Origin of the sequence: Candidatus Epulonipiscium viviparus (assembly GCF_030708075.1) — a bacterium.
Classification (GTDB): domain Bacteria; phylum Bacillota; class Clostridia; order Lachnospirales; family Cellulosilyticaceae; genus Epulonipiscioides; species Epulonipiscioides viviparus.
Map to the genome: position 1 here is coordinate 2,486,977 of NZ_CP117982.1, position 24,711 is coordinate 2,511,687.

28 protein-coding genes, 1 other RNA gene and 1 pseudogene are annotated in these 24,711 nt (G+C 37.4%); 6 read left to right on the forward strand and 24 right to left on the reverse strand.

Features of this window, described 5'->3' with window-relative positions; translation table 11 throughout:
- Positions 1 to 15: 15 nt before the first annotated feature.
- The 13 genes and pseudogenes from PCY70_RS10375 to PCY70_RS10430 all read right to left on the reverse strand — a co-directional run bounded on the left by PCY70_RS10375 (position 16) and on the right by PCY70_RS10430 (position 9,481).
- Complete coding sequence (locus PCY70_RS10375; protein ID WP_305767301.1) at positions 16 to 558, reverse strand: F0F1 ATP synthase subunit delta; 543 nt, start codon at positions 556 to 558, stop codon at positions 16 to 18.
- Positions 549 to 1,061 carry a F0F1 ATP synthase subunit B gene (atpF, locus tag PCY70_RS10380; protein ID WP_010166759.1) on the reverse strand — a complete coding sequence of 171 codons (513 nt, stop codon included), beginning with the start codon at positions 1,059 to 1,061 and terminating at the stop codon, positions 549 to 551. Before atpF ends, PCY70_RS10375 begins: the two co-directional genes overlap by 10 nt.
- Positions 1,062 to 1,097: 36 nt before the next feature.
- Complete coding sequence (atpE, locus tag PCY70_RS10385; protein WP_010166757.1) at positions 1,098 to 1,361, reverse strand: ATP synthase F0 subunit C; 264 nt, start codon at positions 1,359 to 1,361, stop codon at positions 1,098 to 1,100.
- Between the two features lie 30 nt (positions 1,362 to 1,391).
- A complete protein-coding gene (gene atpE, locus PCY70_RS13825; RefSeq protein WP_465221475.1) occupies positions 1,392 to 1,664 on the reverse strand; it encodes an ATP synthase F0 subunit C in 273 nt (90 codons plus the stop codon).
- A 9-nt stretch (positions 1,665 to 1,673) separates the two neighbouring features.
- Positions 1,674 to 1,928 (reverse strand): annotated as a pseudogene (locus tag PCY70_RS13830) (ATP synthase Fo subunit C); the annotation flags it as partial.
- A gap of 18 nt (positions 1,929 to 1,946) precedes the next feature.
- A complete protein-coding gene (gene atpB / locus PCY70_RS10395; RefSeq protein ID WP_010166753.1) occupies positions 1,947 to 2,645 on the reverse strand; it encodes a F0F1 ATP synthase subunit A in 699 nt (232 codons plus the stop codon).
- Positions 2,646 to 2,714: 69 nt separating this feature from the next.
- Complete coding sequence (locus PCY70_RS10400; RefSeq protein WP_305767302.1) at positions 2,715 to 3,059, reverse strand: ATP synthase subunit I; 345 nt, start codon at positions 3,057 to 3,059, stop codon at positions 2,715 to 2,717.
- Entirely contained in the window at positions 3,056 to 3,283 is a 228-nt protein-coding gene (locus PCY70_RS10405; RefSeq protein ID WP_010166751.1) for an AtpZ/AtpI family protein, read from the reverse strand. The genes PCY70_RS10400 and PCY70_RS10405 overlap by 4 nt, the downstream gene beginning before the upstream one ends.
- Before the next feature lie 31 nt (positions 3,284 to 3,314).
- The gene (gene wecB / locus PCY70_RS10410; RefSeq protein ID WP_305767303.1) at positions 3,315 to 4,466 is read right to left on the reverse strand and encodes a non-hydrolyzing UDP-N-acetylglucosamine 2-epimerase; all 1,152 of its coding nucleotides are present in this window, start codon (positions 4,464 to 4,466) and stop codon (positions 3,315 to 3,317) included.
- 117 nt (positions 4,467 to 4,583) lie between these two features.
- Positions 4,584 to 5,822, reverse strand: a complete 1,239-nt coding sequence (locus PCY70_RS10415) for an ABC transporter substrate-binding protein (protein WP_305767304.1) — start codon at positions 5,820 to 5,822, stop codon at positions 4,584 to 4,586.
- A gap of 36 nt (positions 5,823 to 5,858) precedes the next feature.
- Entirely contained in the window at positions 5,859 to 6,692 is an 834-nt protein-coding gene (locus PCY70_RS10420; RefSeq protein WP_029487920.1) for a metallophosphoesterase, read from the reverse strand.
- A 3-nt stretch (positions 6,693 to 6,695) separates the two neighbouring features.
- On the reverse strand, positions 6,696 to 7,151 hold the full coding sequence (locus tag PCY70_RS10425) for a ribonuclease H family protein (RefSeq protein WP_029487919.1): 456 nt from the start codon (positions 7,149 to 7,151) through the stop codon (positions 6,696 to 6,698).
- 122 nt (positions 7,152 to 7,273) lie between these two features.
- Entirely contained in the window at positions 7,274 to 9,481 is a 2,208-nt protein-coding gene (locus PCY70_RS10430) for a HelD family protein (protein WP_305767305.1), read from the reverse strand.
- Between the two features lie 163 nt (positions 9,482 to 9,644).
- Between PCY70_RS10430 and metK the strand changes: the two genes are divergently transcribed.
- From metK to PCY70_RS10445, 3 genes are all read left to right on the forward strand, one after another.
- Positions 9,645 to 10,805 carry a methionine adenosyltransferase gene (metK, locus tag PCY70_RS10435; RefSeq protein ID WP_305767306.1) on the forward strand — a complete coding sequence of 387 codons (1,161 nt, stop codon included), beginning with the start codon at positions 9,645 to 9,647 and terminating at the stop codon, positions 10,803 to 10,805.
- Positions 10,806 to 11,052: 247 nt separating this feature from the next.
- Positions 11,053 to 12,699, forward strand: coding sequence for a DEAD/DEAH box helicase (locus PCY70_RS10440; RefSeq protein ID WP_416387543.1), 1,647 nt, complete (start codon positions 11,053 to 11,055; stop codon positions 12,697 to 12,699).
- A 72-nt stretch (positions 12,700 to 12,771) separates the two neighbouring features.
- Positions 12,772 to 13,629 carry an NAD(P)/FAD-dependent oxidoreductase gene (locus PCY70_RS10445; protein ID WP_010166743.1) on the forward strand — a complete coding sequence of 286 codons (858 nt, stop codon included), beginning with the start codon at positions 12,772 to 12,774 and terminating at the stop codon, positions 13,627 to 13,629.
- 67 nt (positions 13,630 to 13,696) lie between these two features.
- On the opposite strand, the gene PCY70_RS10450 is transcribed toward PCY70_RS10445, so the two are convergent.
- Positions 13,697 to 14,584 carry a DegV family protein gene (locus PCY70_RS10450; protein WP_305767307.1) on the reverse strand — a complete coding sequence of 296 codons (888 nt, stop codon included), beginning with the start codon at positions 14,582 to 14,584 and terminating at the stop codon, positions 13,697 to 13,699.
- Positions 14,585 to 14,710: 126 nt separating this feature from the next.
- On the opposite strand from PCY70_RS10450, the gene PCY70_RS10455 reads away from it, so the two are divergent.
- The 3 genes from PCY70_RS10455 to ssrA all read left to right on the forward strand — a co-directional run bounded on the left by PCY70_RS10455 (position 14,711) and on the right by ssrA (position 16,046).
- Entirely contained in the window at positions 14,711 to 15,163 is a 453-nt protein-coding gene (locus PCY70_RS10455; RefSeq protein ID WP_305767308.1) for a metal-dependent transcriptional regulator, read from the forward strand.
- Between the two features lie 59 nt (positions 15,164 to 15,222).
- Positions 15,223 to 15,690, forward strand: a complete 468-nt coding sequence (smpB, locus tag PCY70_RS10460) for an SsrA-binding protein SmpB (protein ID WP_010166740.1) — start codon at positions 15,223 to 15,225, stop codon at positions 15,688 to 15,690.
- Positions 15,691 to 15,698: 8 nt separating this feature from the next.
- Positions 15,699 to 16,046: a transfer-messenger RNA gene (ssrA, locus tag PCY70_RS10465) on the forward strand.
- Positions 16,047 to 16,136: 90 nt separating this feature from the next.
- Here ssrA and PCY70_RS10470 read toward each other — a convergent pair.
- The 10 genes from PCY70_RS10470 to PCY70_RS10515 all read right to left on the reverse strand — a co-directional run bounded on the left by PCY70_RS10470 (position 16,137) and on the right by PCY70_RS10515 (position 24,499).
- A complete protein-coding gene (locus PCY70_RS10470) occupies positions 16,137 to 16,832 on the reverse strand; it encodes an L-ribulose-5-phosphate 4-epimerase (RefSeq protein WP_305767309.1) in 696 nt (231 codons plus the stop codon).
- A gap of 27 nt (positions 16,833 to 16,859) precedes the next feature.
- On the reverse strand, positions 16,860 to 17,699 hold the full coding sequence (locus PCY70_RS10475; RefSeq protein ID WP_010166738.1) for an L-ribulose-5-phosphate 3-epimerase: 840 nt from the start codon (positions 17,697 to 17,699) through the stop codon (positions 16,860 to 16,862).
- A gap of 1 nt (position 17,700) precedes the next feature.
- Positions 17,701 to 18,738: a hypothetical protein gene (locus tag PCY70_RS10480; RefSeq protein WP_305767310.1), complete on the reverse strand. Its 1,038-nt coding sequence runs from the start codon at positions 18,736 to 18,738 to the stop codon at positions 17,701 to 17,703.
- A 60-nt stretch (positions 18,739 to 18,798) separates the two neighbouring features.
- The gene (locus tag PCY70_RS10485; protein WP_305767311.1) at positions 18,799 to 19,284 is read right to left on the reverse strand and encodes a hypothetical protein; all 486 of its coding nucleotides are present in this window, start codon (positions 19,282 to 19,284) and stop codon (positions 18,799 to 18,801) included.
- Between the two features lie 25 nt (positions 19,285 to 19,309).
- Positions 19,310 to 19,609: a PTS sugar transporter subunit IIB gene (locus PCY70_RS10490; protein WP_010166728.1), complete on the reverse strand. Its 300-nt coding sequence runs from the start codon at positions 19,607 to 19,609 to the stop codon at positions 19,310 to 19,312.
- Between the two features lie 56 nt (positions 19,610 to 19,665).
- Positions 19,666 to 21,012, reverse strand: a complete 1,347-nt coding sequence (locus PCY70_RS10495) for a PTS transporter subunit IIC (protein WP_305767312.1) — start codon at positions 21,010 to 21,012, stop codon at positions 19,666 to 19,668.
- A gap of 21 nt (positions 21,013 to 21,033) precedes the next feature.
- On the reverse strand, positions 21,034 to 21,879 hold the full coding sequence (locus PCY70_RS10500) for an HAD family hydrolase (protein ID WP_305767313.1): 846 nt from the start codon (positions 21,877 to 21,879) through the stop codon (positions 21,034 to 21,036).
- A gap of 3 nt (positions 21,880 to 21,882) precedes the next feature.
- Positions 21,883 to 22,353, reverse strand: a complete 471-nt coding sequence (locus tag PCY70_RS10505) for a PTS sugar transporter subunit IIA (protein ID WP_330696980.1) — start codon at positions 22,351 to 22,353, stop codon at positions 21,883 to 21,885.
- Positions 22,354 to 22,365: 12 nt separating this feature from the next.
- On the reverse strand, positions 22,366 to 23,436 hold the full coding sequence (gene ulaG / locus PCY70_RS10510; RefSeq protein WP_305767314.1) for an L-ascorbate 6-phosphate lactonase: 1,071 nt from the start codon (positions 23,434 to 23,436) through the stop codon (positions 22,366 to 22,368).
- Between the two features lie 301 nt (positions 23,437 to 23,737).
- A complete protein-coding gene (locus tag PCY70_RS10515) occupies positions 23,738 to 24,499 on the reverse strand; it encodes a DeoR/GlpR family DNA-binding transcription regulator (protein WP_305767315.1) in 762 nt (253 codons plus the stop codon).
- Positions 24,500 to 24,711 lie beyond the last annotated feature (212 nt).

Consider the following 24,711-nt stretch of genomic DNA (forward strand, 5'->3'; position numbering starts at 1 on the left):
CCTTTCTGTTTAAGTTTAGGCCAGCCTTATATTAAGAAGGCTAGTCTTGAGAGTTTCCATTTGACCCTTGATGCTTCCGTCAACAACTTTGTCGCCAACACGTATAATCATTCCGCCCAGCAGAGATTGATCGATAGCGGTGCTAAGGTCAATTTTCTTGCCAGTCTGATTTTCTAAGTTAGACTTAATTTGTGTTAGCTTCTCATCGGCTAATGGCACAGAGCTGGTTACAGTTGCTGTTACATAACCCTGGTCTACTTTGGCCATTTCAACAAACTTTTGGAGAATGTCGATGATAAGATTTTGACGACCTTTCTTTACGCATAAGTGCATAAGACCTACAAAATCGTCGCTAGCATTACCTTCAAATACTTCTTTAACGAGATTAAGTTTTTCGTCTAGCAAAATGCTTGGATGCTCCAAGATTGCTATAAAATCGGATTCGTTGGATAAAATTTCCAATAATCCTTCGGCTTCCTCTTGGTATTCGCCTACTTGGCCTTTTTCAGAAGCAAGGTCAAATAGAGCCGTTGCATATCTGGTTGTTACTAAAGCCATGAGACATCCCCCATCTCACCGATAATTTCTGTGATAAGCTCTTCTTGCTTTTCTGACGTAAGTTCAGATTTAACGAACTTAGAAGCCATCAATGCGGCAACGCTTATCATCTCATCTTTCATTTCAGCACGTACTTTTTCGAGCTCAAGTTCGGTATCGTGCTTTGCTTTGGTTTTGATCGCAGCAGCTTCTTCTTTTGCTTCCTCAATAATTTGAGTTTCACGATCGATCGCTTTTTGTCTTGCCTTAGTTAAAATTCTATCAGATTCATCGTTAATATTTTTAATTTTGCTATCATACTCTTCTTTTAATTGATTTGCCGCAGTTTTTACATCGGCAGCAGCTTGAACATCGTTTGCTATCAATTCTCTACGTTTTTCCAAAAAGTCTGTAACAGGTTGAAACATAAGCTTTTTTAGAATCCATATAATTAATAAAAGAGCAAGTACTTGCCATATCCATTCCCAAGCTGTTGGCAATGAGAATTCTATAATTTTGCTCAAGTTAGGCGCCTCCTTTCTGAGTGCAACTATACTATCTTATACTTGTGATACTAATGGGTTTGCAAATAATAAAATGATTGCAACAATTAATCCATAGATACCAGTTGTTTCAGCAACAGCGGCACCGAGTAACATAGTTCTAACTACATCTGATTGAGCTTCTGGTTGGCGACCTACTGCCTCGGCTCCTTTTCCAGCGGCATAACCTTGACCAATACCAGGTCCAATACCTGCGATCATTGCAAGACCTGCTCCGATTGCAGAGCAAGCGAGTACTAGTGCTTTTCCATCGATTTCCATTTTAAATTCCTCCTGTTTATTCTGTTTTAATTAAAATAAATCTACAAATAATAATAATAAAGCAATGATTAAAGCATAAATTCCAGTTGTTTGAGCAACGGCTTGCCCTAATAACATTGTTCTAACTATTGCGCTTTGAAGTTTAGGACGCTTACCCACGGCTTCAGCGGCTTTTCCAGCGGCATAACCTTGACCAATTCCAGGTCCAATACCAGCGATCATCGCAAGCCCTGCCCCCAAAGAGCATGCCGCTAATATAATGGCAACATCTGTTCTAGCAACAAGCGGATTAGCAAATAGCATAATTATTGCAACTACAAGCGAAAATATACCAGATGTCTCAGCAACAGCGGCGCCTAGCAACATAACCAGCGTTGCCGGCTTTCCACCATGCTCTGGATTTTTGCCCATGGCCTCGGCAGCTTTTCCGGCCGCAAAGCCCTGACCAATTCCAGGTCCGATTCCAGCAATCATAGCAAGACCTGCGCCTATTGCACTTGCCCCAAGGACGAGAGCTTTGGGATCAACAGTTGCCATCCAGCCGAACATTATTTCTAATATGTTCATCTCTTCTCCTCCTCGAGTTTATTCCATTGCACTTGACACAAAAGTCATACTTAGCATTACAAAAATTAAAGTTTGTAGCGTTCCTGCAAAAACATCAAAGTACATATGCAGTATAGATGGTATTCCGATAAGTCCAAACCAAGGGATCATAGCATAATATAGACCCATGATTATGGTACCTCCCAAAATATTTCCGAATAAACGGAAGCTTAATGAAATAGGGTTAGCAAGCTCTCCTACAACATTTAATGGGAATAGCAGTGGAATCGGCTGAAATAATTCTTTGTAATATCCGATGCCTTTAGATTTAATACCATATAGTTGAACCATAAAAAACGTTGTTAAAGATAATGCAAACGTTGTTGCAATATCAGCTGTTGGCGGTCTAAGCAATATCAACCCCGACAGGTTGGCGAATAATATAAACAAAAACATTGGGCCGTAGAAATGAGAAAAGCCTTTGTTCTTTTCGCCCATGGTACTCATTGTGAAAGACTCGAACATACTTACGATAGATTCAATGGCAACTTGAAACTTTGTTTCTGGCACTATTGTAAATGCTTCAACTTTTTTCTTAACATAAAAACCGAAGATTGTGAGTATCGCCATGATAATCCAAGTATTCACGTGTGTTGTTGTAAAGCCGAACACGTCTCCATTGTCAGTTTGGAACAAAGGGATAAGCATGTGGATACCAAAATCTAATTGTTCGTCCATCCTCTATCTCCTTTCTGTTAAAAGTGGTGATAATGTATATGCAAAAAACCATAATGGTTGTGATGCCAATTATTTGCGTTTAAATAGTTCCATGTAGGCTGCAAACTTCATACCTAGCAATGCTATAAAAACGCCTAGTAGAGTTTGAACTCCTATAAATGCAGCGACGAGAAAAATTGCCCCCGTCAATATATATCGAACTAAATATTGCCTCTGAGAATATGTAACTGCTTTATCCTCGCTTAAACCTACGGCTCTATTTAAGGAATTTTTTATTGAGTAAATTTTATAAATGCTTAGCAGAGTGCCGATAATTATTCCGAAAAGGTAATATATACCAGCTCCCAGTAATAACCCGACTGCTCCAACTGCCACGGCATATGCTATTAGTGAATAAGTAAATCTGTCGTTCATTTTTTAGCTCCTTTTTTGGTCTCTCGCAGTATGATAAAAAACATGTTTCTAAAAGCCGCTCCAACACCAAGAAAGATTGAGATTATTAGAAATAGAGGGCTCAAATTTGTGATTCTGTCTAAGAATATTCCAACAAAAAAACATAAAAAGATTGGTATAATCATTGTAAAGCCCAGCTGTGACACAAGAGCAAATGCGGTTAAAATACCTTTTTTGTTACTCATAGCTCCTCCATTCAACTAATACTAATATGTGCTATAAATATTCTTTTATACGCTCATTTTTTAGACCAAAGCAAAATTTGATTGCCTCAACAATTCTACAAGAGGCTTTTCCGTCTCCAAATGGATTGTTTGCAGAAGTCATTTTTTTGTATTCAGTTTCGTTTTCTAATAATTCAGAAGTGTTTTGTATAATATCTTGTCTGTTTGTGCCAATTATTTTGAGTGTACCAGCATCCACACCTTCTAGTCGCTCGGTTACATTTCTAAGAACCAGAACAGGCTTGCCAAGAGACGGAACTTCTTCTTGTAATCCCCCGGAGTCTGTTAATACCAGATATGATAGAGCTAAAAGATTATGCATATCCTTCAAGTTGAGAGGTGGTATAAGATACACACCAGAAACGTGGCCTAGGATTTCGTTTGCAACTTGGGAAACATTTGGATTTTTGTGGACAACATATACTATTTCGACATTACCATAAATTTCCTTAATAGTTTTGAGTGAAAAACATATGTTTTTTATGGGAACACCAAAGTTTTCTCTGCGGTGCGCTGTTACAACAATCACTTTTTTGGCGGTATAGTCGATTGAGTTTAAAATGGGTTCATCAAAAATATAATTTTTTTCGATAGTAGTTTGTAAGACGTCTATAACCGTATTGCCTGTAACAAATATACAATCTTTATTAACATTTTCTGCTAACAAATTATTTTTAGATGCAACAGTAGGAGCAAAGTGTAAATCCGCTAATACTCTGGTTAATTGACGATTTACCTCTTCGGGAAAGGGTTCGTATTTGTTATAAGATCTAAGCCCCGCTTCAACATGTCCTACTTTAATTTGTTTATAAAATGCGGCAAGAGACGCTGCAAATGAAGTAGTAGTATCTCCATGGACTAATACTATATCTGGACGGGCTTGGTCTAATATTTCTGGTAATCTAATTAGTATTTTGGCAGTTAAATCTGTGAGAGTTTGACCAGGAGTCATAATATTTAAATCGTAATCTGCCTCGATATTAAAAATTTGCATGACTTGATCTAACATTTCTCGGTGTTGTGCAGTTAAACAGATTAAACTTTCGATTGCATCATCTTTTTCTAGTGCTTTGATTAAGGGAGCCATTTTTATTGCTTCTGGTCTTGTTCCAAATATACTAAGAAGGCGCAATTGTTTTGTCATGATACGTTTCTCTCCTAAAAAACCATATTTTTCATAAACTAATATTACAACGTTTTTACGAAATAATCAATTGGTTTTTAAAAAAAATTTTAAAAACTTAAAGAAAAATTATAAAATTCATTCTGTTGCAGAAAAATTTGCTTCGGATGATAACTCTGTTAGCCATTGAGAAATATTAAGCAAGATGTCTTTACGCAGTTCCAAAGGCTTGTGTGCAAATGGAGAAGGAGTATACATTGGTTTGTTTAAATCGGTGGGGCTGATTCCGGCAGTGGCTAATTTATAAAGTTCGAGACTTGCGTTAGAGGACATAAAATTTATAAATTCAACTATCATGGCTTGCTTTGCGGGATCTGTAAAACCCTTTTGAGAAACTATGAGACCGGTATCAAATTTGCCAATATATTGTGTATTGATTCCATGCTCAAATGGAAAAGGAATCATTCGTGCAAAGCTTGGGTAGTCATCGAGGCTTTGTAGATAATTTCCTTCGATAAGCATCGCAACTTCTCCTTCAAAAAATTGAGTTTGCGCTTCTGGAGGGGTATTCACTAAAGATTGCTGATCAAACACTTGTGTGGATAGCAAATCTAAAAACGTATCACCGGTTTGTATCAAAATACTTTTGTCTTGGGAGGCACTAGAAGTTTGGGTACCTTGTGTGCTTTGGTCAGATAATAACAGTTGCTCAAACACAAGAATAGGATCATACGCTAATGACGCTGTAATTATATGAAATCCGGCTTCTCGGAGCATTTGTGCAGCTATCAAAAATTCCGCATATGATTTGGGTACAGGTATGTTCATTTCTTCAAATAAATTAGCATTATAATATAAGCCAGAATAGTATCCATTAATTGGTATTCCAACAAAAAAATCATCAACTTTATCGCTAGCTAGTAGGGAAGATGCAGGAATATTGGCAGCATATTGGGGTGACGCCGCTTGTAAATCTGTAACGTTAACGATTTTCTCAACAGCGATATTGTTATTAATTAAGCTTAGTGGCAGATAGGCTATGTCTGGCTCTTCGTTCATTCTAAAGCTAAGAACAATGTCAGCTAAAAAGTTTGCAGAGGTTTCGTAGTGATGAGATATTTTGACGTGGGGATACTTTTTTTCAAATAAGCTGATTTGTTCTAGGTATGTTTTTCCGAATGCAGTTTCTTGTGGAATAAAGCTTGAGAGATTGATTGTAATTACTTCTGCAACTGTAGGAGTTTTTTGAGTTGCAGAAGGAGTTGAATTGGCTGGGGCCGAGAGTTCGGATCTGCTAGAAGAAGGCGATGACTCTGCGGTGTGAATACAGCCAGAAAATACGATTAAGAATATAAATATACTAAATATCTTTTTCATAAAATTTCTCCATTTTAGATTGATAAGCAGACAATACTAAGTATTGCCATTCTGATTTATATTCTCAGATTTTAACGTAATAAAAATGGTTTCGGGCCAAGTTAAAATTCGAATAGGAAACTTGGCGGTGCCTATGCCATTGCTTACGATAACATCTTGTGCATTCTTATTTGTTTTTCCGCTGAGGTATGTGAATGCTGCAGCTTGATCTATGACTGGGGGTACAATTTTGCCAAGATATTTTAGTGCAGAAATTTGCCCGCCGTGTGTGTGCCCAGCCAATACCAAACTGATATCATATTCTTCTTTGAGTTGATAAATATATCGAGGATTATGAGTTACCAAAATAATGTAATCATTTATAGTAGTGTCAGATACAGTGGGCTCGATGAGTTGTCTTTGAGTTCGAAGATCTCCTACTCCTCCTAATTTTATGCGTTGATCTCCTTTTTCAATCCAATATGCTGCGTTATTTATAGATTTTATATTATACTTGTGCATGGCATTTCGCGTATCGTGAAGACTTTCCATAACATCATGATTGCCGATGACCGCGTAGATGCCTTGCTTTGATTTTAGAGTTGATAGTATTTTAAAACATGGATAAATGTGTTCTCGCATCATTACATAATCCCCACCCAAAATAATTAAGTCGGGATTCCAGTTATTAACTCGATTAACTATTTTTGTAAGAGATTTTGCATTTATAGTGCGCCCGTAGTGTATATCAGCCAAAAATGCTATTTTATAATTGTGAAAATTCGGTGGAATTTGATTGCTAACAATTTTATATTTTTTAATCCTTTGTATATATGGTTCAGCAAGCGCATATCCTAAAATTAAGCCACCTATCAAATATATCTTTTTCATAACTCACTCCTTAATCAATTTATCCATTTCAATATTGCAGAGTTCATCAGCGCGGTTGTTGCCTGCATTGCTGCTATGACCTTTAACTTTAATAAAGTCTATATTTTTAAATTTACATTTCAAATTGTATAGATCTTCCCAGAGCTCTCTATTTTTAACAGGTTGTTTTTTAGAATCCTTAAAGCCATTTTTACGCCATCCATATATCCAATTGGTGATGCCATTAAGAACATAAGCGCTGTCTAAATATACCTTTGTGGGAACGTCTTTGTTTTTGATAGAAGAAAGCCCAACAATTGCTGCAGTTAATTCCATTTTGTTGTTGGTAGTGTTGATGGCACCTCCACTAATTTCTTTAATAATGCCTTTATAAATAAGAACAACGCCCCAAGCGCCAATATTGTTTTTGACGTGATTGCCGCGACATCCTCCATCACAATAAATTTCAATTTCACTCATACTAATATCCTTCCCGTTTTGGTTTATTTTTATTAAAATATCATAAGTAGAATTTAATTACAAGCAGAATTACTTATAATTGGCAAAAAGCCCTTCTATAGAATTTGAGAAGGGCCAATATATTAATGGATAAATTTTGTAAGTTTTCCAAGATATAGCACATCTAGTCTGTGCAGTGCTCGTGAGCAGGCAATGTATAGTAGTTGCTTATCAAAAATGCTTTGATAATTTTGAACAGAAGCGTCATAGATCACTACTGCGTCATACTCTAATCCCTTTACCATATATGTGGGCATAACCAGAACATGATTTTTTAATAAAATATCGTCTTTGGTAATAAACTGTGCGTTTAATTTTTTGCCTACTGTTTCTTGAAGAGCAAGTACAGAGTTTTTATCTTTACATATGATTGCAATTTTATTAAATTCATGTCTGTATTGTTCAACTCGTTTAATTAATAGTTCATTAAGATCTGCGGTAGTAGTTGCGCCAAAGATTTCAACATCTCGTTCGTTGCGCATAAAGGCAAGGTTTGGCTCATCTTCTCCGCGAATCTTAGAGATAAAAGCGTTAATTTCGTAGGAGCTTCTATAGCTTTTAGTGAGTGCAATCTGAGTGGGGTTTTTTGGCTTTAAAATTTTGAGAGCATCGTCGTATATAGCGGCAGTGGCAGTTTTTTCGATAGTTTGGCCAAAGTCTCCCAATATGGTATATCTCTTTTTCTTAAACATTAACGAAAAAATCTTAAAGTGTATAGGATAATAATCTTGAGCCTCATCTATTACGATTTGTTTGAGTGTAGCATAGTTTTTGGTCCCATCCAAAATAAGGCGCATATATAGCAAGATAGAGCCGTCCATATAGCTAATTTGGGAATTTTCTATCCTATTGCGCGTTTTGCTGAGTATGTGAGCAATATTTTGTGGTAGCCGCTCCTTGCGTACAAATTCATGAAACTTCTGTAAAAACATTTTGTATATCTCAAGATAATTATTTTTCATAAATGCCGAAATTTGGTTAAAAAATTGCTCGCGAATTACATCTATACGGCGTCTTGATTCGGCTTCTTCTTCATAATCGAAACCACCTTCTTCGATCAGTTGCTCTGCAATTTCTGTTAGCTTAATTTGCTCAAATGGTTTGATTCTATCTTTAACCATAGTAAAGACGCGGTTGAGCCGGCGACCTAAAGGCACATTAATTTGGTTATCAAGAATGTGAGCCACAAATTCGGCTGATTCCATAATTAAATTGCCTTCATAAATAATATCTGGTAACGGAGCGCCTTTTTCTTCATACCAAGCCAAAAATCTGTCTAATATTTTGATAAACTCAAAGCTGCCTTTAAAATTAATTTCCTCACGAAGCTTATCGCGATTTTTAGTAGACGAAATCATAAGTTCTAGCTGACGATGCTTTGATTCCATTTGCAGGCCGGAGCCAAATTCTTTGTGAAATAGCTCTTCGACAGTATGGCTTCGAACATTCTTTTCACCAAGTTCTGGCAATACTCCAGAAATGTATTCGCCAAACAAGCTATTAGGAGATATAATTAAGATGTTATTTTCGTTAAAACCGGAGTCGCGCTGATTGTATAACAAGTAGGCAATTCGGTGCATAGCAATAGATGTTTTTCCAGATCCTGCCACCCCTTGGACTATTAGCAAGTCATTTTCCATATTGCGAATGATGTCATTTTGCTCTTTTTGAATAGTTTGAACGATGTTTTTCATTTTTTCGGAGACGTTAGAAGAGAGTGCTATTTGAAGAACACTATCGGTTATAGCCGTTTCGCTATCAAAAAAATATTTAAGTTTGCGATGCTCGACTTTGTACTGGCGTTTTAATAGGGTTTTGCCAGAGATTTGCCCAACAGGGGCTTGATAGCTAATTCTGCCTAGGTCACCATTATAAAAAATAGAGGAAATAGGAGCTCTCCAATCATATACAAGCATTTCGAGAGTATCGTCATTCATCAAATTGTGATAACCAATATAAACTTTTTCTGGATCATATTCGCCATCTTCTAGAAAGTCGACACGTCCAAAATATGGAGAGTCACGCATTTTTTCATATTTAAGCAAGTTCGCTGTTTTATGCTTATATTTGGAAGTTTCTACCATTTCTGTATTTAAATATTGCCCAATTTCTATCGAGCGTTCTTCTTCTTCTAGAGAAGTCATTCCTTCTTCCCACATTTCTTTGCGAATCTCTAGCAAGGTTTCTTTATTTTCTGTTAATAAATTTGTGATAAAGCTGATTTCGGTGTCCAAAAAATTAAGGACATATTGCAAGTATGTTTCTTCTTCTATCAATATTAAACTATCCATAGATTACCGCCTTTCAGATAAACATTATAACTGCACATTTTAGAAAAATTCAAGGGAATCTTTATGAAAAACTATTATTTTAATTGACTTCCTTGACACTATTTGTGAGAGTGCTAAAATAGTATTTGCTTAAGAGGATTAAACTTATGACTTGGAGGATAAAATGCAAATTAAATTTTTTACATCAGAATCGGTAACAGAAGGGCATCCAGATAAAATAGCGGACCAAATTTCGGATGCGGTGTTAGATGCTATTTATGAAAAAGATAAAAACGCACGTGTTGCTTGCGAAACAGCGGTTACTACAGGACTGGTTCTTGTAATGGGTGAAATTACAACCAACTGCTATATAGATATTAATAAAATTGCCAGAAATACTATAAAGGAAATAGGATATAACAAGCCAGAATATGGATTTGATGGGAATACTTGCGGAGTATTAGTTTCGCTTGATGAGCAATCTAGAGATATAGCAATGGGAGTGGATAGTGCACTGGAGGCGGATGATCAAATAGGTGCTGGAGACCAAGGAATGATGTTTGGATATGCATGTAATGAAACCGAAGAGTTTATGCCATTGCCTATCGCTCTTGCGCATAGACTGACCAAAAGACTGACAGAAGTTAGAAAGCGCAGAACCCTTGCGTATTTGAGACCCGATGGAAAAGCTCAGGTTTCGGTAGAATATCATGATGGAGTACCTGTGCGAGTTGATACCGTGGTTGTTTCTAGTCAGCACGCAGAAGATGTTTCAAATGAACAAATTCATAAGGATATTTTAGAAGAAGTGATTATGAAAGTAATTCCGGCAAAGTTACTAGATGAAAATACAAAATATTATATCAATCCGACTGGCAGATTTGTAATTGGTGGTCCGGTTGGAGATGCGGGGCTTACTGGGCGCAAAATTATTGTGGATACCTATGGAGGATACGCATCTCATGGAGGCGGTGCGTTCTCTGGAAAAGATCCAACAAAAGTAGATCGCTCGGGAGCATATGCGGCCAGATATATTGCAAAGAACATAGTAGCTGCGGAGCTAGCGACAAAGTGTGAAATAGAAATAGCATATGCAATTGGCGTTGCAAACCCAGTTTCACTGCTAGTAAATACTCATGGCACTGGTATAATCGAGGATGATAGGTTGGCGGAAATAGTAAAGGCAAATTTTGATCTAACGCCAAATGGTATTATTAAGATGTTAGATCTTAGAAGACCGATCTACAAACAAACTGCGACATATGGACATTTTGGTAGACACGATATTGATATTCCTTGGGAAAAAACTGATAAGATAGAGGTTCTGAAAGCTGCGATAAATTAGTATATGAAAAGCAAAAGTACTCCGAAATATAGGGGGTACTTTTATTTTATTGCGGGTGATTAACTTAAAATATTAAGTTTTTACTTGTTTTTGGTATGAAATTGTGATAATATGGCAAGGTTATAAAGTAGGTTTATCATAATTATTGGAAGTTGAAAATGTGATGAATCGAAATAATTAATAGGGAGATGATTTTGTTCTCCCAAATATATCGCCGTAAAAAATTATATAGAAAGAGGCAATTATTATTAATACGAAATTATTTGAAGAATTACCAATTATCAAAGAAATTAAGAAGGCTATCAAAGATCTAGGATTTCAACATACTACACCCATTCAGGAAGAAGCAATTCCATATGCAATAGAGGGAAAAGATATAATAGCGCAAGCACCAACAGGAACTGGAAAAACTTGTGCATTTGCAATACCAGCAATTCAAAACATAGATGCTTCTGTTGAGGCAGTTCAAGTTCTTGTGCTTTGTCCAACAAGAGAATTAGCCGTTCAAATTGCAACTGAAATGAAGAAAATTTGTGCCCACAAAAAGGATATTGGAATTTTAGCAGTTTATGGTGGAGAGTCTATCGAAAAACAATTGGCCGGGTTGCGTCGACGTCCGCAAATTGTTGTTGGAACACCAGGACGCGTTATGGATCATATGAGAAGAAAAACATTAAAGCTTGGAGCACTTAAAATGTTGGTGCTCGACGAAGCGGATGAGATGCTAAATATGGGCTTTAGAGAAGATATTGATACAATCTTGGAATCGATTCCAGAGAATAGACAATTTTTATTATTTTCTGCGACATTACCAAAAGCCATAATGGAGATTGCAAATAAATATCAAACCAATGCCGTTAAAATAAATACTACAAAAAAACAAGTGACTGTGAAAACAATTTCTCAGCATTATCTAGATGTAAACGAAAAGAAAAAGTCTGAAGTGTTGGCAAGGTTAATAGATTCGAATAACTTTAAGCTGATGCTAGTTTTCTGCAACACCAAAAAGCGAGTGGATGACCTATGCAAAGACCTAATGAGTAGAGGATATAAAGCCGAAGCTCTACATGGAGATATGAAGCAAATTCATAGAGATAGTGTAATGAACAAGTTTAGACGAGGAATAGTAGATATACTCATTGCAACCGACGTTGCAGCGCGCGGAATTGATATCGATGACGTAGATGCGGTATTTAACTATGACCTTCCAATTGATGACGAATACTATGTTCACAGAATAGGTAGAACAGGTAGAGCAAATCGAAAAGGCACATCATATAGCTTTGTATGTGGCAAAGAAATATATAAGCTTCGCCAGATTGAACGCTATACTAATTCCAAAATTACCAAAATTACTATTCCAACAATGGATGACATAAAAGGAAACAAAGTTAATTCGATTTTAGACGAAATTAAAGAGGAAATTAAAGAAGGAAAGATTACAACAAATCTAGCGTTTATAACTCAGATTGCACAAGAACTTAACGCAGAATGCGAAGAATTGGATATCACAAGCACTGAAGTTGCGGCAGCGTTTTTAAATGTAGCTATGAAAAAAATGGTGACGGGATCGAATCCTAGAGTGAAGCTTGCAGATTTGGAACACGAAGATAAAAAAACAACAACGTATGGATACAACGAAAAAGGATATAAGCGTCTATTTATTAATCTAGGAAATAAGGATAAGCTAGAAAGCTCGCAATTAGTAAAATTTGTCGCAAGCAATACTTCTGTATCTGGCAAGGAAATTGGCAAAATCGATATGCTAGATAAGTTTTCATTTTTAGAAGTGCCGGCTAAATATGTTGATGAGCTTATTGCTGTGTTGCCTAAAAAGAAATTTAAGGGTCGAAAAGTTAATATAGAAGTTGCAAATAAGAAGAAGAAAAAATAAGAGACTATAGCATCTGTATAAATTAGTAATATTTAGAAACACTAAGAGGTATTATGAACTACGGAGGTGCGTATGCTAGATATAGCAATTATTGGCAGTGGGCCAGCTGGGTTGTCTGCTGCAATTAATGGAGTAATTAGAAATAAAGAAGTTAAGGTCTTTGGAACTGATCCCGAAAAATCGAGCTATTTGCGAAAAGCTGAAAAAATTGATAACTACCTTGGAATGCCAGGTATAAGCGGAGAAGAAATGATTCGTAAGTTCGTTGAGCATGCCAAGGAAATGGGCGTTCAATTTCATAGCGGAAGAGTTATACAAATTTTTCAAATGGATGACTATTTTACTCTAAATGTAGAAAATGAGTTTATCGATGCCAAGACGATTATTTTGGCCAATGGGATAGTTAATGAAAAAGCCATAGAAGGTGAAACTGAATTTTTGGGAAGAGGCGTGAGCTACTGCGCTACATGTGATGGACCTCTATATAGAGGAAAAACGGCAGTGTTGGTTGGAGATAGCGAAGCAGCAGAAGAAGATGTAAATTATTTAGCAGAGGTTTGTGAGAAAGTCTATTACGTTCCTTTGCATAAAAAAACTGAAAAAGTTGATTCTAGAGTTGAAGTTATTCACGATAAGCCTGTTGCAATAGAAGGTGAAGAGACTGTTAAAACATTAAAACTAAAAGATAATGAAGAGTTAAATGTGAATGGTGTGTTTATCATAAAAGATACAGTACCTACAACTCAGCTATTGCAAGGGATAGAAATCGTAGATAAAGCGATAAAAGTCAACCAATATATGGAAACAAATTTGAAGGGTGTCTATGCCGCCGGAGATTGTACGGGCAGACCGTTTCAGGTTGCTAAAGCAGTAGGGCAGGGAACAACAGCGGCGTTACAAGCAGTGAGCTATCTACACAAAAATTCATAAGTGATAATGAACATGTAAAAGGGATGTAGATTAGATTGCTCACCCCCTTTTACGGTTTCTAAAATTGTTAGTGTTTAAGATATTGCTGATACTTTGGCACACAAGCGGTTCCGCAAACATCAGGACCGGTATAGACTCCTATTGTAGTTCCGATTTCCATATCATCATACATAAGTGGTATATTGAGCTTATTTAATATGATATCTTCTAGATGCCTTAAATCTTCTGCCGCATCAGCATGCGCAATTGCATAGTTAAATTGGTCCTCGCGCCCGGCAATATATTCGGCGAGGCTAGCAGCTACTTTTTCGGCTGCCTTTTTTTTGCCACGAACTTTGGCAATCGGAAATAACTCTCCTTCTTTGAGGCAAATGACAGGTTTGATATTTAACATTCCTCCAAGAAAAGCTGAAACCTTGCCAATGCGTCCGCCTTTTTCTAAATATTCTAAAGTGTCTACATAAAAAAAGATACGAGAATCTGCGCGTATTAATTTGGCAACGCGAGCAACTTCCTCAAAGCTGAGACCGTCTTTAATCATCATTGCGGTCTCTAAGACGATCAAGCCCTGTTGTCCTGTGGCAGCTTCGGAGTCGATTATCTCTATTTTGGCATTAGGAAATTCGTCTAGCAAAATGTCTTTGGCATTCACTGCAGCTGCATAAGAACCGCTAAATTTACTAGAAAGACATAAACATATTACAGCATTTCCAGCCGCTAATACTGGTCTAAAGTGTTCGCAATAGTCGTTGATAGAAGGAAGAGAAGTTTTTGGAAAAGTGTGTGGAACGCGAAGCTTTTTATAAAATTCTTGTAGTGAAATTTCTTCATTTGCTTTTAAATATATTTCGCTTTCGAAACTAACATAAAAGGGAATAAGATTTATAGGATATTCCTTGATAATATTTGGAAATAAATCACATGAACTGTCGCTAAATAGTACAATTTCTGCCATAAAAAAACTCCTTTGTATAAATTTTAATTAACTGTAACATACATGAATAGTTAATACAAGGTGATATGAATTTATCCAAGCCGGTATTGCATATGAATTTATAAAATAAAGAAAGGAGAAAATTTGATGATATCAATCAGTTTGCAAGCGTATTTGGTAGAAATCTATAAAATGAAAGAAGAGAACATAGAAATTAGTTGTTTGAAGATTGCTAAAAAGATGAATATACCTATTAAAAAATCAATACAGGCAGCCCAGAGGTTGCATTATCAAAACTATATACAATATACAACATATCAACCAATACAAATTACGCCGCGAGGCGAGCAAATAGCGAGATACATTATTTCAAAAGATCGATTGCTATATAATTTTTTAGATATTCTACAAATAACACAAAATATTGAATTAGAAAAAGAGTCCATGCAGCAATGTTTCAGCGATAGTGCTCTAAATCAAATAGAGCAGTTTGTATTATTCATAAATCAATATCCAGAAATTACTAATTATTATAAACTTTTTCTAAATGAGCAAAGTAAAATGTCAATTTTAGAAAAAATTCCTTCAGAAGATATATAATTGACCCTTGAATTTAATTTGCTGCTATGATAGACTGAGCAAAGTAGGGAGTGATATTGATGGGAAAAACAGGTGCGTACAAGTTGATAGCACAGAATAAAAAAGCTTACCACGATTATTTTATTGACGAGACATATGAAGCAGGAATGGTTCTTGTCGGTACAGAAGTCAAATCAATTAGGTGTGGAAGTGGATCTATTAAAGAGAGCTTTATTCGCATTCAAAACGGCGAAGCATTTGTCTTTAACATGCACATCAATCCATACGAAAAAGGCAATATTTTTAACAAGGAGCCTCTTAGAACTAGAAAACTTTTGCTTCATAAAAAGCAGATAACTAAGCTACTCGGCGCTATTTCCACTAAGGGAATGACAATTGTTCCGCTGAAGGTTTATATAAAAGATAGTTTGGTTAAGATGGAAATTGGTTTAGCAAGAGGTAAGAAACTTCATGATAAGAGACAAGATATTGCCAAAAAAGATGTTCGTCGTCAAAATGAACGAGATTTTAAGATTAAAAATCTCTAGTATACCTTGGGGGTGTACTGGTTTCGACGGGGGTCACATCTGTTGGGGCAGCCATTCGTAGGAAGTCTACACTACGTAAAAAGAGGACACGTTAAATTAAACGCAGAAGACAATTTTGCACTAGCAGCGTAATGCTGCTCGTTTCTCTAGGATAATCCGCTAGCCTAGAAGAAACGCCAACGAGCGGAGAACGACTTGTGCTAAGCTTTGCTCACAAGCTGTATTTATGAAGCTACTAAAGCTTTGAACCTGTCATTAGGTGCCTAGTAGAGGGAATGTTAATATAATGAATATAATGGTAGAGACCACGCCTTTTGGGCTTTCGGACAGGGGTTCGATTCCCCTCACCTCCATTTTAGGACTTGCAGCGAATATGCTGTAGGTCCTTTTTGGTCTATAAAAAAAGACTGCCACAGTATAAGCCACTGCAGAGTCTTTGAGATATATTACTTTTGGCCATAGTATGCGTTTGGTCCGTGCTTGCGCATAAAATGTTTGTTGACAATATAACTAGGGGCAGGCTGAATGCTTTGGTTTAAAAATTCTGCGTTAAACGCCATGGCAGCAACTTCTTCTAACACTACTGAGTTATGAACAGCCTCGTGAGCATCTTTGCCCCAGGAGAAAGGTCCGTGGTTTGTACATAAAATTCCTGGGTTATGCATAGGGTTGACGTTAAAGTTGTCGAGGGTTTCGATAATAACTAGACCAGTGTTTTTTTCGTAAGCAGATTCGATTTCTTCTTGTGTTAAGCTTCTTGAGCATAAAATATCGCCATAGAAGTAGTCGCTGTGTGTTGTATTATAGTTGGGAATGTTTCTTCCAGCTGCGGCCCACGCGACAGCCATTCTCGAATGAGTGTGAACTATTCCGCCGATTTCAGGATAGCGTTTGTAGAGCTCAACGTGCGTTAGCGTATCGGATGATGGATTGTATTTGCCTTCCACCGTATTTCCGTCTAAATCTACAACAACCATATCTGCTGGTGTCAAATCGTCATATGCAACACCAGATGGTTTGATCACGAAGTATCCACTTGCGCGGTCGATTCCAGAAACATTGCCCCAAGTAAAGGTGACTAAACCATATTTTGGTAAATCCATATTTGCCTGATATACTTCTTCTTTCAATTTTTCTAACATATTCTACTCCATTCTGCGTATAGCAAATTAATTTCTATCTAATAAATTTCTCATCATTTCGTTTGCGGCAACGATGTCGGCAAACCAATCTTCTTTGCCCAAGTCCCAAAACTCGGTTACGTATTTGCGAGTGCCCAGCTTCCAGGCAGCAGATATTACTTTTGCAAAATCCACATGACCCGTTCCATATGGAATTTCTCTAAATTTTCCGGGAACCGTTTCTTTGAGATGCAGTGCCAATATGTGCCCATGCCCAGTGGTGATGTCATCAACAAAATCGGTGCCATATGTTTTGATGGCGTTGGTGATATTGCCGCTATCGGGATAAATTTGTAGATACGGTGAATCTATGATTTTGACATATTCTGCCGCTTTTTGGGTGGTATTCATAAACTCGTTTTCCATAGTTTCAAAGCCCAAGCACACACCATACTTTGCTGCCTGATCGGTTATTACTCGCAAATTGTGTATGTACTTATCTCGAGTTTGGGCAGTAGAGGTGCCAAAATATATATCATAGCCTGGGATCATAACAATTCTCGCTCCCAGATCTTTTGCTAGGGCAATTGCCCCTGTGATGATTTCTATACCCCGAGAACTGATGCGGTCGTCGGGGTCTCCTAGCGCATATTTTGTGAGTGCAGAAACGCAGAAAGAGTCGATAGTAATTTCTGTTTCGTACATATCGTGGATGATAGAGAGTCGCTCGGCTTTTGACATATAGATGCGGTTGATTTTATCTTCGGATGCATCTATGCTGAGCTCGATATAGTCGTAGTTGGCTTTTTTGGCATAGTCTAGCTTTTCGCGTATAGTTAGATTGTTTGGCATCGCTTTTTCATATAAACCAAGTGAGTATTTTTGCATATTAAATCACCTCGTAAAAAGCAATTTCGTCTATTTCGCGGTTGGCAGAAACGATATATGTTTTGTCATTGTTCTGGTAAGCAAAAGTGTTGGCAACTCCGGTGGCATCGTCTAATACTGATATTTCGATAGCTCCGGCTGTCATTGACAATGCTATAAGCTGCTTGTTACCCTCGCGATGCCCAAGTATAGCAACAGGTTGACCGTTGATTTTGCCAGACCATAAGGCATGTGCAAATTCAAATGGCTTATCAAAACTCCAAAATTTGGAATATTTACCATCTACTAATTTGTAGACGTCGAGATTGCTGCCATGAAAAGGAGAAAATACTACCATTTCGAGCTCCCCATCGTTATCTAAGTCGACTAAAGTCATATCGCTTGCAGGAGAATCTAGCAGCTGAATAATTTCAAACTTTGCTCCCACCACTGCAGGAGGAACGATTTTGTATATGCCGTCTTCGGTGCCTACAACACAATAGTCATAGCCGTTTTCGCTTCCTCTAAAGTAGCCATGATTTTTTAATAGCTCATCTTGTATCACATCCAAAGGCAGTTGATTATCTTTGTTATAAGCAGACAGATCATCGGGCAATTTTGTAGCATAGACCTTGCCTTTGTGGGCCCAATCATCTTTAAAATCGCGACCAGAGCATAGCGTCGCTGCGACAAGGTAGTTTTGTCCATCGCGAGAAATTATATCAAATCGATGCACATGCGGAAGCTCTGCAAGGACCTGGATGTTCCAGCCATCTGCAGAAGGAGAAACGACCATAATCTTTGCTTCCTTAGAATCGTTAGGTGAGTAAAATTTGTGTGTAGCTAAAAATACTCCATCAGAGTTCGGCACCTGCACCATAGACATAGTGCCACCGGGTTCTTCCCAAATGGTATCCTCGAGATTTCCGTCTAAGTCGAACATTAGGCATCGGTTGATTTTTTCGGCTGCAACTAAGATGTGCTTTTTGCCTAAATATTCCAGAGGGGCGATAGAATAGCATTTGTCTAGGTGATGAGTCTTAATTTTCTTTGCTTGCATTATAAACCTTCTTTCTATTTATATTAATATATAAAGAAAGCCTCCTAAAAAACAGGGGCTTCACTGAGGCAGGGTGATGAGATAATTTTCTAGTTTGTTATCGATTAATACGTTGATATTTTTGGATTGCAAATATCTTATTGCAGGAACAATTTTGTATTTGTTGAAGAACAACTTGTGCTTAAATTTTCGTGAATAGACTATCATGCAAGCCTTGTTAACCTGATGTTCGTGAATTGTGATTTGTTCTATATCGCACCAATCAATATGATAAAAAAACTTTTCGCAGCCAGTTTCTGAAAAGCCGCGCAACACACCAACGCTGCCAAATATTGCAACAAAAGCCAGTGTATTTCGAAGACTTTCTATAATCGTTTGGTCCATTTCCATCGGAAAAAATAGCATCGCAAAGAATATTATCATCGTAAAGGTAACGAGATCGTCTTTGCCCTTAATTTTGATCAACCGATTTCGTCGTATAACATAATAGATTTCAAATATTACGACAGCAATAAGCACAAAACATATTAAATAATTAGCAACCATGTTATCCCCACCCCATTTTTTTTATCTATTTCATTTCTGCTGGAAAGTTGTTTTTCACTACATCTAGCAACACTGCCGTTACACCTTTAATATCCACAAGGTTTTTGGTTTCTGCAATAACGGCCTTGTTTGGAGGTAGCATAGACGACCACTCAGGGCTTGTTAATACTATATCTGTGTTGGCTATAAACATCATGGCTTCTCCAAAAGCACAAGAATCTACATTGGCATCAATGCCATGTTGAGTACATATTTTTTTGACATTGATTTTTAATAAAGTACTAGTTCCCATACCGTTTCCACATACACATAAAATATTTAACATAATTTTCCACCTTTCAAATTTAAGCCCAGCGGCAATGATGCTGAGCTATGTAGAGATTAACCTGCTATTGGAATGCCTAATAATTGACCGATGCTTTGGAATATAAATACGATTGTAGTCCAAATTGTTGCCCAGTCCGAACTTCCAAACCACCATGCCAAGTCGGTCATGGCAATGGCCGCGGCAGAGCCCAAAATTTGTATTACGCCATTGATAATAGTTATAATTAGAGCCGCTTTATATCCGCCAAACTTGTTTGCAAAAATTGAAATCGTTGCATTATCAAAGAACAATGGAATAAATCCTGGAACAATAAATATTGGTGCGTTAAATAAAAATAATAACAATATTCCGGTTAATTGCCCAACGGTTCCTCCGATTAGTCCCAACACTACCGATTTTGGAGCAAAAGCAAAGATAGCAGAACAGTCCACACCTGCAACTGCGCCTGGAAGAAGTTTTTGCGATATACCCTGAAACGATAGCATAAGCTCGCCAACAAACATACGTACACCAGATAGCAAAACCACAATGTTCGCAGTAAGCGTTAGTGAAACCCATAGCAAAAAGATAAAGTCGTTGTGCAATACGGTTTGACCAAACCCAACTCGCAATTGATCGATTTCTTCACCGCCGATTATCAAGAAAATTGCGGCAACTGAGATTGCCATAATTAAAGCCGTAGCTATAACGCTGTCTTGAAGTATATTAACAGACTCTGGTAATTTCTTTGTTTCGATGTCATCTTTTTCGGGATCACCCAATTTTGGAGCCACTTTATAGGCGATGTAGTTAAAAAGCATTTGCTGATGCGCGATAGTAAACCCTGCTCCACCAGTTATTTCGTCGGTTGGCTTAATGAGTAGGGTTGACATAACGCCTTGATATACTGCGGTAACTGATGCAGCGATCAATACTGTTGGGATCATGCCCAAATCTAAAAATCGCCATACAATAAAAGTGGCCACTGCTGATTGCTGCAGCATAATATTTCCAGTTAGAAACACGGCTCTAATTTTGGTGTACTTTTGTAAGGCTACAAAAGTTAGGTTTAAGAGAAATGCTACTAAAAGTGTATATATTCCCCAACTAGCGCCGGTGCCAGTGCCTAAGATTTTGTCCATGGCCTCGAAACCAGCTGTCATTGTTGGGTATGTATTGAGTCCTGCGCCATTCATTCCAGTTGCAGATGTCATGGCATCTAAAAGCTTGTTGAAGTTTGCGATCAATGCACCAGAGCCCATTCCCATAATCAAAATACCGATTCCAGCTTTGACTGAACCGATAAAGGATTTTGAGAAGTTTTGACCCATGGCTTTGTATCCGATAAACACAACTATGCCCATGAGGATAAACGATTGACCAAAAATTTGTTCCAATAATAAATTTAAAATATATTCCATTAATTCACCTCTGTTTGTTTATTAATAATTTTCTAACAGTAGTTCTAAATATTTTGCCACCCCATCGTTATCATTTGTATATGTAACAAAAGTCGCAACATCTTTTAAAACTTGTTGAGCATTGCCCATTGCTATTTTGTGTGTGGCGCAGTCAAACATGCTTAGGTCGTTGTCGTAGTCGCCAAAGATACATACGTTATCTGCCGTAAGATTTAGGTCTGCTAGTACTTTAAGTACGGCAACCTTTTTGGATACAGTTTTATCGAATACTCCCACTAAGCCATAGCCGGTGCTTTCGGCACATACGCCTACTGTTTGCGCTATAAAGTCGAAATAGTCTCGTGCTTTTTCGTGATCTTCTTCGGCAACGATGATTTTGAAGGTATCTGCTATTGCCGGCCAAGGGTGATTGTGTTCAAGTTCCGTGAGATCGAAGTGTGCAACAAAGTTGTGCTTGAGTGCAAGCGCTGTATAATTGCTAAATCGTTGCAGTAGTTTTGGAGAGTTTGCAGTGAGGTATACTTTGTTTGCGGTATATATAATAAATTGGAGTTGCCTACTTTTTATATAGTCAAAAACTTGTGCCGCAGGAGCAGGTTGTATGGGAATCTTCCATAGCGTGTCGCGGCCCTTGGTGATGATGGCACCGTTTTGAGATATAACATAGTCGCAACCACCCAATATGTTTTCGTATAAATCAAGCATATTTTGACTTCTGCCAGAGGCAAAGCACAAGTTGATTCCCTGTGCTCGGCAGTCTAGCAATGCGCGCTTGGTGCGATCGCTGATTTCGTTTTGATTGTTTAGAAGTGTACCATCTAAGTCGCAAACAATTAGTTTGATGTCATCTTTTTTAGCTATTAGCATGGGTTACTCCTCTAGTTGCGCCGCAAAGTATTGATCCAATTCTAGCAAATCTTCTACATTTTTGGCTTCCAACATCTTTTCTGTAAAGTCCTCAAGGCTTAAGAGTTCTGCCAATTTTTGCATATTTTCCATATGTTGGTCATTGTTTTCGGAAGCCAACACAAAAAACAGCTCTGCATCTTTGTCGGGATCGCCCGCTTCAAACGAAACAGGTTGCTCAACCTTCATAAAGCAAATAGCAGTTTGGTTAACTCCTTCGGCACCTTCTTGAGAGTGTGGCATGGCAATGTGAGGTGCTAATACGATATATGGTCCGTATTTCTTAACGGACTCGATCATGGCCTCGATATATTTAGGCTCGATAGCACCTTCGTCGATCAGTGGTTGCGCTGAAGCAAATAGAGATTCCTCCCAGCTATCAAATTTTTGGTGAAAAGAATATCTTTTTGCATCTACTAACTCTTTTAATATCATAACGACTCCTTTCTATAACATGGAACGGAACGGAAGGTCTGGCTCATGAGAAAACGCATCTTGAAAACCTCTGTCATACATATATTGCAGTTTATCTTTGTCTTGTGGCCACATAAACATTCCGCCAACTTCTAATATAAATGGCTTAAAAGCATATTGCAGTCTGTGGCGTCTCATTTCCCACAAAGTTAAGATTTCTGCAGGGTCGGCCTTAAAATTGGTCCAGATGTCGTGGTGGATAGGTATAACCACTTGGGTATTTAAGCACTCCGCCATTCTAAGGATGTCGATTGCAGACAATTTGTCGGTCATTCCTCTAGGGTTTTCGCCAAATGAGCCTAGGGCAACATCGATTTTATAGTCATTCCCATGTTTTGCAAAGTAGTTAGAGTAGTGTGAATCTCCAGAGTGATACACGTTTCCTCCAGGTGTGTTAAATAAATAGTTTACTGCCAAATCATCCATATCTTGTGGCATGTTATTTGTGAGAGCTCCCACCGCGTGCCCGTGAGCAGTAACTAATTCTGTTCTGTCAAAAGAATCTAATGCAACGATTTCTATATCTTTGACCTGAATTTTGTCTCCAGGACGAACGGTAACGCATCTATCTGCAGGTACGCCCCACTTGAGCCAAAGGTCAACGCAAGATTTTGGCCCGATAAATTTAACATCTGCAGAACAATTTTGAATCACTGCCGCGGCAACATTTTCGTCGATGTGATCGCCATGGTCATGCGTTGCCAACACTGCGTCTAAATTTTTTATTGCAAAAGGATCAATAACACAAGGGACATTTCTTAAATTAGGTTGTAATTTTTCGCAACCAATCATTCGTCTATGCTGATGCCCAGGCGCCATTAGGCCATCTCCGTGAGAGCGCTTGCCGGTCTTAACCCACAAATCGACTAATACGTTGGCATTGCTTTCGGACTTGAGCCATAATCCAGTACATCCAAGCCACCACATCGCGACGCTACCTTTTGGAACAGTTGTTTCGTCGATCTCTTCGTTTAACCAAGTGCCCCATTCTGGAAACGTGCTCAAAATCCAACTTTCTCTGGTAATTTCATTAACTTTGCTCATATTTTCCCTCCGCATAATTAGATGTTAAAGCTCAAAAAACTAACTAGTTGATATGTAATACATATCCCGTATTCAATATTAAGTGTATTGAACGTTGTAATGTATATTTTAAGGCTCTTATGTTTGTTTGTCAACTTAATTTTAGATGCTATCGTAATTTTATGAATAATAGATAAGTTTTAAAATGAAAAATAGATAAAAAAATTAAATATATTCTAAAAAAATTCATGAAAAAATAAAAACGCTCATAAAAGACAAAATTCCTAGAGATATATCTATAACAGCATTTTTTTTCGTGAAATTATACAATGATTACAGGTATATTTACTTTTTCGAATCCATTACGATCAACCTCTGTGATTTCGGAGTCAGTTATTAAGCAAGAAATCTGGTCGATAGAGCCGCTGGAAAAATTATTGGGTTTTAGTATTTTGTAACTTTCGGCAACGATATAGATGCTACCCTGAGTTTGGGAAATCATTTCTTTGTTGATTTGCGTTTCTTGCATAATGGCGGTACTGATGCCAGTGTTATAATCGATGCCGCTAACTCCGAGGAAGCATTTGGAGGCAGAGATATTTTTTAAAATATGTGTAGCAAAGTCTCCAATCATCGATTGTTTGCCAGGATTGATTTGTCCTCCGGTAAGCATAACTTCTATATTATAAGGAATGTTTTTGGACAAGATATTTCCATTATTAGTCACAACTATAACATGTTTGTCATTTATATAGTCCAAAATATTTAAAGCAGTAGAGCTCGAGTTGATAAAGATAATATCATCTTCTTGAATTAGTGTCGCGGCATATTGAGCAATGCGTTCTTTATTGCTAGAGAGTTTGTTGGGCTCGGAAGAATATGAAGGAGGTAAGATTAGTGTGGCGCCACCGTAATGCCGAATTAAGAGGTGCTGCTCTTCGAGATATTTGAGATCGCGTCGAATAGTTAGAGGAGAGGTATTCAGTAACTTAGATAGCTGATCATTGCTTATTGCAGGAGTGGTTTTTAAATATTTTATAATATCGTTGCGGCGTTTATTGATAATTGATTGAGGAGTTTTCATTCCAAAATTCCTTTCTGAATAAATTGTATTTTTGGTTTAATATTACAAATTTTGATAAGTATATCATATTTTTGGGAACATTTACAAATAAGATTGTTATAAAACGTATTTACTTATAGGGTATATCACTAAAAATAGTACACAAATTTTAGTAATAATATTTAGTGATAATAGAGAAAAACGAAAAAATAGAAAAATATAGTTGCAGGAAA

Bases quoted from the DNA above. Each gene is read 5' to 3' on its own strand.
- PCY70_RS10375 (WP_305767301.1), bottom strand. From the start codon at position 558: ATGGCTTTAGTAACAACCAGATATGCAACGGCTCTATTTGACCTTGCT.
- atpE (WP_010166757.1), bottom strand. From the start codon at position 1,361: ATGGAAATCGATGGAAAAGCACTAGTACTCGCTTGCTCTGCAATCGGA.
- atpE (WP_465221475.1), bottom strand. From the start codon at position 1,664: ATGCTATTTGCTAATCCGCTTGTTGCTAGAACAGATGTTGCCATTATA.
- atpB (WP_010166753.1), bottom strand. From the start codon at position 2,645: ATGGACGAACAATTAGATTTTGGTATCCACATGCTTATCCCTTTGTTC.
- PCY70_RS10400 (WP_305767302.1), bottom strand. From the start codon at position 3,059: ATGAACGACAGATTTACTTATTCACTAATAGCATATGCCGTGGCAGTT.
- PCY70_RS10405 (WP_010166751.1), bottom strand. From the start codon at position 3,283: ATGAGTAACAAAAAAGGTATTTTAACCGCATTTGCTCTTGTGTCACAG.
- wecB (WP_305767303.1), bottom strand. From the start codon at position 4,466: ATGACAAAACAATTGCGCCTTCTTAGTATATTTGGAACAAGACCAGAA.
- PCY70_RS10415 (WP_305767304.1), bottom strand. From the start codon at position 5,822: ATGAAAAAGATATTTAGTATATTTATATTCTTAATCGTATTTTCTGGC.
- PCY70_RS10420 (WP_029487920.1), bottom strand. From the start codon at position 6,692: ATGAAAAAGATATATTTGATAGGTGGCTTAATTTTAGGATATGCGCTT.
- PCY70_RS10425 (WP_029487919.1), bottom strand. From the start codon at position 7,151: ATGAGTGAAATTGAAATTTATTGTGATGGAGGATGTCGCGGCAATCAC.
- PCY70_RS10430 (WP_305767305.1), bottom strand. From the start codon at position 9,481: ATGGATAGTTTAATATTGATAGAAGAAGAAACATACTTGCAATATGTC.
- metK (WP_305767306.1), top strand. From the start codon at position 9,645: ATGCAAATTAAATTTTTTACATCAGAATCGGTAACAGAAGGGCATCCA.
- PCY70_RS10445 (WP_010166743.1), top strand. From the start codon at position 12,772: ATGCTAGATATAGCAATTATTGGCAGTGGGCCAGCTGGGTTGTCTGCT.
- PCY70_RS10450 (WP_305767307.1), bottom strand. From the start codon at position 14,584: ATGGCAGAAATTGTACTATTTAGCGACAGTTCATGTGATTTATTTCCA.
- PCY70_RS10455 (WP_305767308.1), top strand. From the start codon at position 14,711: ATGATATCAATCAGTTTGCAAGCGTATTTGGTAGAAATCTATAAAATG.
- smpB (WP_010166740.1), top strand. From the start codon at position 15,223: ATGGGAAAAACAGGTGCGTACAAGTTGATAGCACAGAATAAAAAAGCT.
- PCY70_RS10470 (WP_305767309.1), bottom strand. From the start codon at position 16,832: ATGTTAGAAAAATTGAAAGAAGAAGTATATCAGGCAAATATGGATTTA.
- PCY70_RS10475 (WP_010166738.1), bottom strand. From the start codon at position 17,699: ATGCAAAAATACTCACTTGGTTTATATGAAAAAGCGATGCCAAACAAT.
- PCY70_RS10480 (WP_305767310.1), bottom strand. From the start codon at position 18,738: ATGCAAGCAAAGAAAATTAAGACTCATCACCTAGACAAATGCTATTCT.
- PCY70_RS10485 (WP_305767311.1), bottom strand. From the start codon at position 19,284: ATGGTTGCTAATTATTTAATATGTTTTGTGCTTATTGCTGTCGTAATA.
- PCY70_RS10490 (WP_010166728.1), bottom strand. From the start codon at position 19,609: ATGTTAAATATTTTATGTGTATGTGGAAACGGTATGGGAACTAGTACT.
- PCY70_RS10495 (WP_305767312.1), bottom strand. From the start codon at position 21,012: ATGGAATATATTTTAAATTTATTATTGGAACAAATTTTTGGTCAATCG.
- PCY70_RS10500 (WP_305767313.1), bottom strand. From the start codon at position 21,879: ATGCTAATAGCTAAAAAAGATGACATCAAACTAATTGTTTGCGACTTA.
- PCY70_RS10505 (WP_330696980.1), bottom strand. From the start codon at position 22,353: ATGATATTAAAAGAGTTAGTAGATGCAAAAAGATATTCTTTTCACCAA.
- ulaG (WP_305767314.1), bottom strand. From the start codon at position 23,436: ATGAGCAAAGTTAATGAAATTACCAGAGAAAGTTGGATTTTGAGCACG.
- PCY70_RS10515 (WP_305767315.1), bottom strand. From the start codon at position 24,499: ATGAAAACTCCTCAATCAATTATCAATAAACGCCGCAACGATATTATA.